The organism is Micromonospora sp. NPDC050495 (assembly GCF_040655175.1).
Lineage (GTDB): Bacteria > Actinomycetota > Actinomycetes > Mycobacteriales > Micromonosporaceae > Micromonospora.
Window position 1 is genome coordinate 1 of the sequence record NZ_JBFAJK010000083.1, and the last position, 13,955, is coordinate 13,955.

Annotated in this window: 6 protein-coding genes; 5 read left to right on the top strand and 1 reads right to left on the bottom strand. The window is 75.8% G+C overall.

Annotated features, from left to right (window positions below):
• The 4 genes from AB0I11_RS33140 to AB0I11_RS33155 form a co-directional block, all read left to right on the top strand.
• The coding region (locus AB0I11_RS33140; protein WP_357329681.1) for a ketoacyl-ACP synthase III family protein at positions 1-690 on the top strand (690 nt) is incomplete at its 5' end.
• A 41-nt stretch (positions 691-731) separates the two neighbouring features.
• Entirely contained in the window at positions 732-6,026 is a 5,295-nt protein-coding gene (locus tag AB0I11_RS33145; protein ID WP_357329683.1) for a type I polyketide synthase, read from the top strand.
• Between the two features lie 64 nt (positions 6,027-6,090).
• Positions 6,091-6,351 (top strand): acyl carrier protein, encoded by a 261-nt coding sequence (locus AB0I11_RS33150; protein WP_357329686.1) that lies wholly within the window; start codon positions 6,091-6,093, stop codon positions 6,349-6,351.
• 11 nt (positions 6,352-6,362) lie between these two features.
• Complete coding sequence (locus AB0I11_RS33155) at positions 6,363-7,703, top strand: NAD(P)/FAD-dependent oxidoreductase (protein ID WP_357329688.1); 1,341 nt, start codon at positions 6,363-6,365, stop codon at positions 7,701-7,703.
• A 59-nt stretch (positions 7,704-7,762) separates the two neighbouring features.
• On the opposite strand, the gene AB0I11_RS33160 is transcribed toward AB0I11_RS33155, so the two are convergent.
• Positions 7,763-8,944, bottom strand: coding sequence for a cytochrome P450 (locus tag AB0I11_RS33160; RefSeq protein ID WP_357329690.1), 1,182 nt, complete (start codon positions 8,942-8,944; stop codon positions 7,763-7,765).
• Positions 8,945-9,141: 197 nt separating this feature from the next.
• Here AB0I11_RS33160 and AB0I11_RS33165 point away from each other — a divergent pair.
• On the top strand, positions 9,142-13,955 hold a 4,814-nt coding region (locus AB0I11_RS33165; RefSeq protein WP_357329692.1), incomplete at its 3' end, for a beta-ketoacyl synthase N-terminal-like domain-containing protein.

Here is a 13,955-nt window from a genome sequence, read left to right on the forward strand (position 1 = left end):
ACCGCCCTCGAACTCGCCGCCAGCTACCTCCACGCCCACCCCGACCGCCACACCGCCCTCCTCGTCGCCGCCGACAACTTCGGCACCCCGATGATCGACCGCTGGCTGGGCGGCCCCGGCTACCTGATGGGCGACGCCGGCAGCGCCCTGGTGCTGACCACCCGGCCCGGCTTCGCCCGACTGCTCGCCGTCGGTTCGGTCACCGTCGCCGACGCCGAGGAGCTGCACCGGGCCGGCGAACCGCTCTTCCCGCCCGGGCCCACCGCCGCCCGGCCGCTGGACTTCACCGCCCGCAGCGCCGAGTTCCGCCGGGCCGCCCTGCGCGGCGGCGCCGGCACCGCCGTGCTGATGGACATCCAGCGGCAGACCCTCCAGGTCGTCGACCGCACCCTCGCCGAGGCCGGCATCGACATCAGCGACGTCACCCGGGTCGCCTACATGAACTACTCCCGCGAGATCGTCGAGCAGCGCTGCACGGCCGCGCTCGGCCTGCCGCTGTCGGCGTCCACCTGGGACTGGGGGCGCCGGCTCGGGCACCTCGGCGCCAGCGACCAGGTCGCCGCGCTGGACCACCTGATCGGCACCGGGCAGCTCGGCCCCGGGGACCACCTGCTGATGCTCGGCGTCGGGCCGGGCGTCACGGTCTCCTGCGCCGTCGTCCAGATCATCCACGCACCGGCCTGGCAGTGACCGACGCCGCCGACCGGTCCACCCCGAAGGAGAGGAATCCGGTGTTCGATGCGAACAGCGGCACGCCGCCCACGGCGGCCGTCGCCGTGGTCGGGATGGGCTGCCGGTTGGCCGGCGACGTCGACTCCCCGGACAGCTTCTGGGCGTTGCTGCGCGACGGCCGGGACGGCATCGGGGAGCTGCCCGAGCAACGCTGGGACCACTACCGCGAGCTGGGACCGGAGTTCGCCGCGGCGCTGCGCCGGGCCACCCGGCACGGCGCGTTCCTGCGCGACGTCGAGGGCTTCGACGCCGAGTTCTTCGGCGTCACGCCGCGCGAGGCGGAGCTGATGGACCCGCAGCAGCGGATCCTGCTGGAGGTCACCTGGAACGCCCTGGAGCACGCCGGCATCCCGGCCCGCCGCCTCGCCGGGGGTGACACCGGCGTCTTCGTCGGCGTCGGCTCCGACGACTACGGGCGGCGGCTGCTGGAGGACCTGCCCCGGATCGAGGCGTGGACCGGCATCGGCGCGGCCATGTGCGCGGTGGCCAACCGCATCTCCTACGCGCTGGACCTGCGCGGGCCCAGCCTCGCGGTGGACACCGCCTGCTCCGCCTCGCTGGTCGCGGTGCACCTGGCCTGCCAGAGCCTGCGCACCGGGGAGAGCTCGCTGGCGATCGCCGCCGGGGTCAACCTGATCCTCGCCCCCGGCCTCACCCTCACCCTGGACGCCGCCGGGGCGACCTCGCCGGACGGGCGGTGCAAGTCGTTCGACGCCGCCGCCGACGGCTACGGCCGCGGCGAGGGCTGCGGCGTGCTGGTGCTCAAACGGCTGGCCGACGCCGAACGCGACGGCGACCGGGTGCTGGCGGTGATCCGCGGCAGCGCCGTGCAGCAGGACGGGCGGACCAACGGCATCATGGCGCCCAGCCGGAAGGCGCAGGAGCAGCTGCTGGTCCGCGCCTGCCGGCAGGCCGGCGTCGCGCCGACCTCGGTGGACTACGTCGAGGCGCACGGCACCGGCACCCGGTTGGGCGACCCGCTGGAGGCCGGCGCGCTCGGCGCGGTCTACGGCGCCGGCCGCCAGCCCGGCGAGCCGTGCCTGATCGGGTCGGTGAAGGCCAGCATCGGCCACCTGGAGGCCGCCGCCGGGGTGGCCAGCCTGATCAAGGCGATCCTCGCGCTGCGGCACGCCGAGATCCCGCGCAGCCTCAACCTGGAGACGCCCAACCCGGCCATCGACTGGACCAACGCCGGCCTGCGGGTGGTCACCGAGCACCAGCCGTGGCCGCACCGGCCCGGCCCGCGCCGGGCCGGCGTCTCCGGATTCGGGTACGGCGGCACTATCGCGCACGTCCTGCTCGAGCAGGCGCCCGACCCGCGACCGGCGCCGGACGGGCCGGCCGGGCTGCTCTTCCCGCTCTCCGCCGGCTCGCCGGAGATGCTGCGCCGGCACGCCGGGGACCTGGTCGAGCTGCTGGCCGCGGCCGAGCTGTCGCCGGCCGACCTCGGACACACCCTGTCCCGCCGCCGCGCGCAGCTGGAGCACCGGGCCGCCGTGGTGGCCGCCGACCGGTCCGAGCTGGTCGCCCGGCTGCGCCACGTGGCCCGGGGCGAGCAGGCGCAGCACGTCGCCACGGGGCGGGCGCTTCCCGGCGCCGGCGAACAGGGCCCCCGCCCGGTCTGGGTCTTCTCCGGCCACGGTTCACAGTGGTCCGGGATGGGGCAGGGGCTGCTCGCCGACGAGCCGGCGTTCGCCGCCGTCATGGACGAGCTGGCCCCGGTCTTCCAGGCGGAGATCGGTTTCACCCCGCGCGAGGTGCTCAGCTCCGGGGATCTCGGCGCGGTGGACCGGATCCAGACGATGATCTTCGCGACGCAGGTCGGCCTGGCCGCGGTCTGGCGGGCGTACGGGGTGAACCCGGCCGCGGTGATCGGCCACTCGGTCGGCGAGATCGCCGCGGCGGTGGCCTGTGGCGGGCTCAGCCTCGCCGACGGCGCGCGGCTGAGCTGCCGGCGGTCGATCCTGCTGCGCCGGGTCGCCGGCGCGGGCGCCATGGCGATGGCCGCGATCCCGTTCGCCGAGGCGGAACGGCGGCTGGCCGGCCGGACCGACGTGGTGGCCGCGATCGCCGCCTCGCCGGCCTCCACGGTGATCGCCGGTGACCCGGACGCGGTGGCCGAGGTGCGGGACCGGTGGCAGGCCGAGGGCGTGCTGGTCCGGCGGGTCAACTCGGACGTGGCGTTCCACAGCCCGCAGATGGACCCGCTCTGCCTCGACCTGGCCGCCGCGCTCGGCGACCTCTCCCCGGCCGCGCCGGTGGTGCCGATGTACCGCACCTCGCTGACCGACCCGCGCGGCGCCGCGCCGCTGGACGGCGCCTACTGGGCGGGCAACCTGCGCAACCCGGTACGCCTCGGCGACGCCGTGGCGGCCGCCGCCGAGGACGGCCACCGGGCGTTCGTGGAGATCTCGGCGCACCCGGTGGTGGCGCACTCGATCGGCGAGACCCTCGCCGACCTCGACCGGACCTTCGTCGGGTCGACGCTGCGGCGCAACTATCCCGAGCGGGCCACCTTCCTGACCAACCTGGGCGCGGCGCACTGCCACGGCGTCCCGGTGGACTGGGCCCGGTTGCAGCCGGCCGGCACGCTGGTCGACCTGCCGCTGACCCCCTGGCAGCACCGCCGGCACTGGCGGGACGCGCCGTCCGGCGGGCCGGGCGGCGGCATGGGCCACGACCCGGACAGCCACACCCTGGTCGGTACGCCGGTGAGCGTGGCCGGCGCCGCGCTGGGGCTGTGGCGGACCCGGCTGGACGACGAGAGCCGCCCCTACCCGGGCCACCACACCATCCACGGCACCGAGGTGGTGCCGGCCGCCGTGCTGCTGAACACGTTCCTGCGGGCCGGCGCCGACCAGGGCCGGCCGCCGGTGCTCACCGATGTGGCGTTGCGCGTCGCGCTGCCCACCGCCGACCCCCGGGAGATCCAGGTCGTCGCCGAGGACGACGCGGTGCGGCTCGCCTCGCGGACCGCCGCCGGGGACGACGCCGCCTGGCAGGTGCACGCCTCGGCGGCGCTCCGCCCGGCACCCGCGCCCGCCCCGGCCCACCCGGCCGCGCCCGCCGACGCCACCGGTCCGGGCGACACCACCGGTCCGGGCGACGGCACCGGTCCGGGCGACGCCGCCGGGTGGCCGGGCGAGCTGACGCCCGGCGAGCCGAGCCTGGTCACCGACCATCTCGCCGCGGTGGGCGTACCGTCGATGGCCTTCTCCTGGCAGGTGCGCGAGCTGGCCCAGGGCGACGGCGTGCTGCGCGCCCTGGTCCGGGTCGACCAGCCCGCCCCGGCGGCGACCTGGGCGCCGGTGCTCGACGCCGCGCTCTCCGCCGCGCCCGCCGCGTTCGGCGGCCCGCCCGTGCTGCGCGTGGTCGCCGGCGTCGACACCGTGACCATCAGCGGCGCACCCCCGGCGGAGGCGAGGATCGACGTGCGGGTCGACGACGACGCCCCCGACCGGGCCGACGTCACCGTCGCCGACCCCGCCGGCACCGTGCTGGCCCGGCTGCGCGGGGTGCGCTTCGGGGTCCTCGACGGGCCGGTCACCGCGCCCGTACGGCCCGAGCACCTCGTCTACGAGATCGGCTGGACGCCGTACCCGGCCCCGGCCGAGCAGCGGACGCCCCGGGAGGTGGTGCTGGTCGGCGGCGCCGGACCGCTGGCCGAGGCGATCACCGCCCGGATCACCGGCGCGGGCGTCCCGCTGCGCGCCGTGGCCGACGCCGCCGGGCTGGCCCGGCTCGCGCCGGCGCCGGACCCGTCCGGCGTGGTGCTGGTGCTGCCCGGCGGCGACGCCGACGTGCCGGCCGCGGCCGCCCGGCAGGCCTGGCTGCTCACCGAGGTCGCACAGGTCCTCGCCGCCGGCGACGGGAGCGCCTTCCCCCGGTTGTGGGCGGTGACCCGGGCCGTCCGGGAGTCCGCCGACCCCGCGGCGCTGGCCGACGCGCCACTGTGGGGGCTGGGCCGGGTGCTCGCCACCGAACATCCGGAGCTCTGGGGCGGCCTGATCGACCTGGACCCGGCCGACGAGGGCGGGCTGGACGCGCTGCCCGGCCTGCTCGGCGCCGACACCCCCGACGACGTGCTCGCCCCGCGCGGCACCGGCACCTCGGTGGCCCGCCTGGCGCCGCTGGACCGGCCCGCGGTGCGGCCGCCGCTGCGCTGCCGGCCGGACGGGACGTACCTGGTCACCGGCGGGCTGGGCACCCTCGGCCTGGCGGTCGCCGACTGGCTGGCCGACCAGGGCGCCCGCCGCCTGGTGCTGGCCGGGCGGGCCGGGCTGCCACCGCGGGCCCGCTGGGACCGGCCGGCCGACGACGGCGGCCCGGACCCGGCGACCCGCGACCGGATCGCCCGGGTCCGCGCGCTGGAGGCCCGCGGCGTCACGGTACGCGTGCTCGCGGTCGACGTCGCCGACGCCGACGCGCTGCGCCCGCTGCTCGACCCCGACGCGCTGGGCCTGCCCCCGGTGCGCGGCGTGGTGCACCTGGCCGGCGTGCTGGACAACCGCTTCGCCGCCAACCTGGACGAGGACTCGCTGCGCCGGGTGCTGCGCCCGAAGGTCGACGGGGCCTGGGCGCTGCACCGGCTCTTCCCGCCCGGCAGCGTCGACTTCCTGACCCTCTTCTCCTCCTGCGGCCAGCTGCTCGGGTTGCCCGGGCAGGCCAGCTACGGCGCGGCCAACGCGTTCCTCGACGCGCTGGCCACCCACCGCCGCACGCTCGGCGCCGACGACACCACCAGTTTCGGGTGGACGTCCTGGCAGGGACAGGGCATGGCGGTCAACGCCGTGGTGGACAACGAGCTCAAGGCCCGCGCGGTGGCCGCGATCGAGCCCGAGCAGGCGTTCGCCGCCTGGCAGCACGCCCACCGGCACGGCGGCGGGCACCTGCCGGTGCTGCGGGTGCTGCCGGCCGGACCGGCCACCGACCGCCCGCCGCTGCTGGCCCAGCTGCCCAGCGGGGCGGACGCCGGCGACGGGGCCGCCGAGCAGTCGGCCGCGGTCCGCCTCGCCGACCTGCCGCCGGAGGAGCTGCGGGCCACCGTGCAGACCGAGGTGGGCACCCAGATCGCCGCCGAGATGCGGCTGCCCCTGTCCGAGCTGGACCTCCGGCGGTCGCTGCTGGAGCAGGGACTCGACTCGGTGATGACGCTGGTGATCCGGCGGCGGCTGGAGAAGCGGTTCGGCCGCCCGGTGCCGGCCACCCTGCTGTGGAACCAGCCCACCGTCTCGGCGATCGCCGAGCACCTGGTCGACGCCCTCACCGCCGCTCCCGCCGGCGCGGAGCCGTGACCGCCCCCGACCCCCGACCCGCCCCGCCGGGGCGCGACCGGCACCGCCAGGAGAGGAGAGAACCGTGTCCGAGGACGACGTCAGCGCCGCGTTGACGACCTTCATCAAGGAGAACCTCGCGCAGGACGCGCCGTACGACATCGACGAGGACACCCCGCTGCTGGAGCTGGGCATCCTCGACTCGCTGAAGACGGCGATGCTGCTCAACTACATCCGCGACGGGCTCGGCACCCCGGTGCCGCCACAGCTGATCGACGCGGCCAACTTCCGGAGCATCCGGACCATCGCCGCGCTGGTCGGCAACCTGACGAGCACACCGAACTGAGGAGGCCGGAGATGAGCGTGGACTACGACGTGGCGGTGATCGGCGGCGGGCCCGCCGGCTCGACCGTCGCCTCCTACCTGGCCGGGGCCGGCCTGTCGGTGGTGGTGTTCGAGAGCGAGCTGTTCCCCCGGGAACACGTCGGCGAGTCGCTGGTGCCGGCCACCACTCCGGTGCTCTCCGAGATCGGCGTGCTGGACGACATCGAGGCGGCCGGCTTCCCGCGCAAGTACGGCGCGGCCTGGACGTCGGCCGAGTCGCGCAACGTGCCGCACAACGGCTTCACCGGCCTGGACCACGACTTCCGCGCCGCCGAGGTGATGTTCGTCGAGCGGGACCAGCCGGGCGTCGACCGGGACTACACCTTCCACGTCGACCGGGGCAAGTTCGACCTGATCCTGCTCAAGCACGCGGAGAGCCGCGGCGCGAAGGTCTTCTCCGGCGCGCGGGTGCTCGACGTGAACTTCGACGACCCGGAGGCGGTGGCGCTGACGGTCCGGTTCGGCCCCCGCGAGGTGCCGTTCCGGGCCGGCATGGTGGTGGACGCCTCGGGCCGGAGCACGCTGCTCGGCCGGCAGCTCAGGTACAAGGTCTCCGACCCGGTCTTCAACCAGTACGCCGTGCACACCTGGTTCGAGGGCCTGGACCGGGCGGCGGTCGCGCCGTCGGCGGAGAAGGAGGACTACATCTTCGTCCACTTCCTGCCGATCAAGGACACCTGGGTGTGGCAGATCCCGATCACCGACACCATCACCAGCGTCGGCGTGGTCACCCAGAAGAAGCTCTTCGCCGAGGCCAACACCGACCGGGAGGCGTTCTTCTGGGACTTCCTGTCCAGCCGGCCGGACCTGCACAAGGCGTTGCAGGACGCGCAGCGGGTCCGCCCGTTCAAGGCCGAGGGCGACTACAGCTACTCCATGAAGGAGATCTGCGGCGACCGGTTCGTGCTGATCGGTGACGCGGCCCGGTTCGTCGACCCGATCTTCTCCAGCGGGGTGAGCGTGGCGCTGAACAGCGCCCGGATCGCGGCCAAGGACATCATCGCCGCGCACCGGGCCGGCGACTACGCGAAGAGCCGGTTCGCCGGGTACGAGGAGAAGCTGCGCCGGGGCGTGCGCTACTGGTACGAGTTCATCTCCATCTACTACCGGCTCAACGTGCTCTTCACCGCCTTCGTCCAGGACCCGCGCTACCGCATCGACGTGCTGAAGATGCTCCAGGGCGACGTCTACGACGACGAGGAGCCGAAGGCGCTGGTGGCGATGCGGGAGGCGGTGGCCGCGGTGGAGAACAACCCCGACCACCTCTGGCACCCGTACCTGGGGACGCTGCGGGCTCCCGTCCCGACTGCCTGAGCGACGCCGAAGCCCGGCCTCGGAGATCCGGGCCGGGCTTCGGCGTGGGTGCGGCCAGGTCAGCGCAACGCGACCGGCAGCGACTCCCAGCCGTTCATCAGGATGCTGGTCTGCCGGGTCAGCTGCTCGGCCGGCACGGCCAGCCGCAGCTTCGGGAACCGGGCCAGCAGCGTGCCGACGGCGATCCGCGCCTCCAGCCGGGCCAGCGGGGCGCCCATGCAGTGGTGCAGCCCGTGCCCGAAGGAGAGGTGGCCGTTCTTCTCCCGGCCGATGTCGAACCGCTCCGGCTCGGCGAAGAGCGCCGGGTCGTGGTTGGCCGCGACCAGCGAGATGAACACCATCTCGCCGCGCGGGATGGTGGCCCCGCCGATCGACACGTCCTCGGCGGCGCGGCGCGGGGTGGCCATCCGCAGCGGCGCCTCGTAGCGGAGGAACTCCTCGATCGCGGTGGGCAGCCGCTCCGGGTCGGCCCGCACCGCGGCCAGCGACTCGGGGTGGGTGAGCAGGTCGTGCACCCCGTTGCCGATCAGGTTGGTGGTGGTGGCGTGCCCGGCGATCAGCATCAGGAACACCATCGAGGTCAGCTCGTCCTCGCTGAGCCGGTCCCCGCCGTCGCTGACCCCGACCAGGCCGGAGAGCAGATCGTCGGCCGGCTCCCGGCGCTTGCGCTCGATCAGCGTGCGGGCGTACTCGACCAGCTTGGTGGCCGCGCCGATGAACTCCTCGGGCCGGGCCAGGGTGCCCTGGGTGATGGTGTTGGCCCAGCCCTGGAAGATCTCCGAATCGGCCGCCGGCACGCCGAGCAGCTCGGCGATCACCTGGAACGGCAGCGGGAAGGTCAACGCGGGCACCAGGTCGACCTCGTCGCGGTCGGCGAACGCGTCTAGCAGCCCGTCGGTCAGCTCCTGGATCCGCGGCGCCAGCGCCTCGGTGCGGCGGCGGGTGAAGGCGGCGCTGACCAGCTTGCGCAGCCGGCCGTGATCCGGCGGGTTGCTGTGCAGGACGTCGCTGCTCATCGCCAGGGCCAGCTCCGGCGGCAGGCCGGGATAGCCGCCCTCCAGCGGACCGTCCTTGATCAGGTGCGGGTGGGCGAGGGCCTGGCGGACCTCGTCGCCGTTGGTGATCAGCCAGGCGAGAGCGCCGTGCGGGAGGGCGATCTGCCGCACCGGCGCGGTGCGCCCCAGGACCGGGGCGTCGGTCAGGCTCGGGGGTTTCGACTTCAGCTCGGGTGACGGCGTCATCCCGCCATCGTCGGCGCGCCGACTAAAGGGGAGGCAAAGCAGCCCGGCCCGGAGTGCGCCGGTCAGGAACGGCTTTAACGACCGACAAGGCCGCCGTTGGGGGCCGTGGGCACGCTGTCCAGCGCGCCGGGCGCCGGTGCCACCCCCGGGTGCGCCGACGGCGTCCGTACGAGGCCGAGTGAGGGGCAGTGATCCGCATGAAGCATGACCACGACCCGGTCGTCCCGCAGTCCGCCGACGCGGCCGGCGCGGCGATCGCCGTGATCGGCATGTCCTGCCGGCTGCCCCAGGCCCCCGACCCGTCGGCCTTCTGGCGGCTGCTGCGCGACGGGCGCAGCGCCATCGGCGAGACGCCGGCGGACCGCTGGGACGACCCGGGCGCGGTCCGGCACGGCGGCTTCCTGGACCGGGTGGACGAGTTCGACGCCGACTTCTTCGGCATCTCGCCCCGCGAGGCCAGCGCCATGGACCCGCAGCAGCGGCTCGTGCTGGAGTTGGCCTGGGAGGCGCTGGAGGACACCGGGGTGGTGCCCGGCACCCTGCGCGGCAGCCGCACCGGCGTCTTCGTCGGCGCGATCTGGGACGACTACGCCACCCTGCTGTCCCGGCAGGGCACCGAGGTGATGGGCCAGCACAGCGTCACCGGCACGCACCGCAGCATCATCGCCAACCGGGTGTCGTACACGCTGGGGCTGCACGGGCCGAGCCTCACCATCGACGCGGCCCAGTCGTCCTCGCTGGTCGCCGTGCACATGGCCTGCGCCAGCCTGCGCAGCGGCGAGTCCTCGCTGGCCCTGGCCGGCGGCGCGAACCTGATGATCGTGCCGGAGAGCACCATCCGGTCGGCCCGGTTCGGCGGCCTCTCCCCCGACGGCCGGTGCTTCACCTTCGACGCCCGCGCCAACGGCTACGTGCGCGGCGAGGGCGGCGCGGTGGTCGTGCTGAAGCGGCTGGCCGACGCGCTGGCCGACGGCGACCCGATCTACTGCGTGATCCGCGGCAGCGCGGTCAACAACGACGGCGCCACCGAGGGGCTCACCGTGCCCAGCGTCGCCGCCCAGCAGCGGATGCTGACCGAGGCGTACGCGAACGCCGGCGTCGACCCGGCCACCGTCCAGTACGTCGAGCTGCACGGCACCGGCACCCGGGTCGGCGACCCGATCGAGGCGGCGGCGCTGGGGGCCGCGCTCGGGTCGGCGCGTACCGGGGCGCCGCTGGCCGTCGGCTCGGCCAAGACCAACGTCGGCCACCTGGAGGGCGCGGCCGGGGTGGTCGGCCTGATCAAGGCGGCGCTGAGCATCCGGCACCGGCAGCTGCCGCCGAGCCTCAACTACACCACCCCGAACCCGGACATCCCCCTGGACGAGCTGCGCCTGCGGGTGCAGACCGAGCTGGGCGACTGGCCGCTGCCGGCCGCGCCGCTGGTCGCCGGGGTCAGCTCCTTCGGCATGGGCGGCACCAACTGCCACCTGGTGCTGACCGAGCCGCCCGCGGCCGACGCCGGGACCGACCGGCCGCGGCGGGGCGCGGGCGGGTGGCGGGGACGGCGTGGGCGTACCGCCGAGCCGGCGCCCACCCCGGCCGGACCGACCGCCTGGGTGCTCTCCGCCCGCGACGACGCCGCGCTGGGCGGGCAGGCCCGCCGGCTGCTCGACCGGCTGGCGGACGGCCCCGCCGACGCGCCGCGCGACATCGCGTACTCGCTGGTCACCACCCGGGCCGCGTTCCCGCACCGGGCGGTGCTGGTGGCCGAGGACGGTGACCCGGACACGCTGCGCGCCGGGCTGGCCGCGCTGGCCGACGGCGAACCCGCGGCGACCGTGGTGCGGGGCACCGCCACCGACCCGGGCCGGGTCGCCTTCCTCTTCTCCGGACAGGGCAGCCAGCGGGCCCGGATGGGCCAGGAGCTGCGGGCCGCCGTACCGGCGTTCGCCCGGGCCCTGGACGAGGTCCTCGCCGCACTCGACCCGCACCTGCCCCGGCCGCTCGGCGAGCTGCTCGCCGCGCCGGAGGGCTCCGCCGACGCCGCGCTGCTGGACCGGACCGGCTTCACCCAGCCCGCCCTCTTCGCCGTCGAGGTGGCGCTGTACCGGCTGGTCGAGCAGGCCGGGCTCACCCCGGACCTGCTGCTCGGCCACTCCGTCGGCGAGCTGGCCGCCGCGCACGTGGCCGGCGTGCTGTCGCTGCCGGACGCCTGCGCGCTGGTCGCCGCCCGCGGCCGCCTCATGCAGGCGCTCACCGAGCGCGGCGCCATGGTGGCGGTGCAGGCCACCGAGGACGAGGTCCGGGCCAGCCTGCCCGCCGGCGGGCGGGTCGACGTGGCCGCCCTCAACGGTCCGACCTCGACCGTGGTGGCCGGCGACGAGGACGCCGTCCTCGCCCTCGCCGAGCAGTGGCGCGAGCGTGGCCGGCGGACCAAGCGGCTGCGGGTCAGCCACGCGTTCCACTCGCCGCACATGGATGCCATGCTCGAGGACTTCCGGGCCGTGGCGGAACGGCTCGACTTCGCCCCGCCGGCCATCCCGATCGTGTCCAACCTGACCGGTGCGGTCGCCGACCCGGCGGAGCTCACCGACCCCGGCTACTGGGTGCGGCACGTCCGGCACGCGGTCCGCTTCGTCGACGGCGTACGCACCCTGCACGAGCAGGGCGTGCGGACCTTCGTCGAGGTGGGTCCCGACGGGGTGCTCTCCGGCCTGGGCCGGGAGTGCCTGCCCGAGGGCGGCGGCACCTTCCTGGCCCTGCTCCGGCCCCGGCTGCCGGAGACCCGTTCGGTCCTGCTGGCCCTGGCCGGCGCGTATGTGCGGGGCGTGCCGGTCGACTGGCCCGCCGTGCTGGCCTGGCCGGGCGGCCCGGCGCCGCGCCGGGTGCCGCTGCCCACCTACGCCTTCCAGCGCCGCCGGTACTGGCTGGACGGGGTGGCCACCCCGACCCGGAGCGCGCCGCCGGCCGAACCGGCCGCCCCGGTGCCGGCGGAACCGGCCGCCCCGGTGCCGGCCGCGCCCACCGGGGGCGCGCCGGGCAACCCGCTCGCCGACCGGCTCGCCGGCCTCGCCGAGGCCGACCAGCAGCGGGTGCTGCTCGACCTGGTCCGCACCCACGTGGCGATCGTCCTCGGGCACGTCACCGCGCAGACCGTCGCGGACGGCCGCACCTTCAAGGAGTTGGGTTTCGACTCGCTGCTCTCGGTGGAGCTGCGGGACCGGCTGGCCGCCGCCACCGGGCTGAGCCTGCCGATCGGGCTGCTCTACGACCACCCCACCCCGGAGGCGCTCGCGGCGCACCTGCGTACCCGGCTGGTCGGCGGGGTGCGGGCGGGCGCCGGCGACCTGCCGGCCGCGGTGAGCGACGAGCCGATCGCCATCGTCTCCATGGCGTGCCGCTACCCGGGCGGGGCCGAGTCACCGACCGAGCTGTGGCGGCTGCTCACCGAGGAGGTCGACGCGATCTCCGGCTTCCCGACGGACCGGGGCTGGAACCTGGACGCGCTCTACGACCCGAGCGCCGAGCGCGGCGGCAGCAGCTACGTCCGCGAGGGCGGCTTCCTCTACGGCGCCGGCGACTTCGACCCGGGCTTCTTCGGGATCAGCCCCCGCGAGGCCGCGGCGATGGACCCGCAGCAGCGGCTGCTGCTGGAGACCGCCTGGGAGACCCTGGAGCGGGCCGGCATCGACCCGACCGGGCTGCGCGGCTCCCGCGCCGGCGTCTTCGTCGGCGCGACCTTCCTCGACTACGGACCCCGGCTGCACCAGGCGCCGGAGGGCTACGAGGGCTTCCTGCTCACCGGCAGCACCACCAGCGTGGCCTCGGGTCGGCTGGCGTACACGATGGGCTTCGAGGGCCCGGCGGTGACCGTGGACACCGCCTGCTCGTCCTCGCTGGTGGCGATCCACCTGGCCGCCCAGGCGCTGCGTCAGGGCGAGTGCAGCATGGCGCTGGCCGGCGGCGTCACCGTGATGGCCACGCCCGGCATGTTCATCGAGTTCAGCCGCCAGCGCGGGCTGGCCCCGGACGCCCGGTGCAAGCCGTTCGCCGAGGCCGCCGACGGCACGGCGTGGGGTGAGGGCGTCGGCCTGATCCTGCTGGAGCGGCTCTCCGACGCGCAGCGCAACGGCCACCAGGTGCTCGCGGTGATCCGCGGCTCGGCGGTCAACCAGGACGGCGCCAGCAACGGCCTCACCGCCCCGAACGGGCCGTCCCAGGAACGGCTCATCCGGCAGGCGCTCGCCGCGTCCGGCCTCGGCCCGGCGGACGTGGACGCGGTCGAGGCGCACGGCACCGGCACCCGGCTGGGTGACCCGATCGAGGCGCAGGCGCTGCTCGCCACGTACGGGCAGGACCGACCGGCGGACCGGCCGCTCTGGCTGGGGTCGGTCAAGTCGAACCTCGGGCACACCCAGGCCGCCGCCGGTGTCGCCGGGGTGATCAAGATGGTCCAGGCGATGCGCCACGGCCTGCTGCCGCGCACCCTGCACGTCGACGCGCCCAGCTCGCACGTGGACTGGACGGCCGGCGCGGTGGCCCTGCTCACCGAGCCGACGCCGTGGCCCGAGCGGGACCGGCCGCGCCGGGCCGGGGTCTCCTCGTTCGGCATCAGCGGCACCAACGCGCACCTGATCATCGAGCAGCACCCGGTGGCCGAGCAGGCCGGCGAGGACACCGCCCTGGACGAGCCGGCCGACCCGGCCGAGCAGGCCGCAGCCGCCCCGCAGCCCGGGGTGCCGCTGCCGTGGCTGCTGTCGGCGAAGACCGCGGCCGCGCTGCGCGCGCAGGCCGCCAACCTCGCCGGGTACGCGCAGGAGCGCCCCGACCTGGACCATGACCGGGTCGCGGCGACCCTGATCGGCAGCCGCGCCATCTTCCACCACCGGGCCGCCGTGCTGCCCGACGACGAGCCGGTCGAGGCGCTGCGCGCGCTCGCCGAGGACCGCCCGCACCCCGCGCTGCTCCAGCACACCGCGTCGCACGGCGGCCGGACCGTGTTCGTCTTCCCCGGCCAGGGCGGACAGTG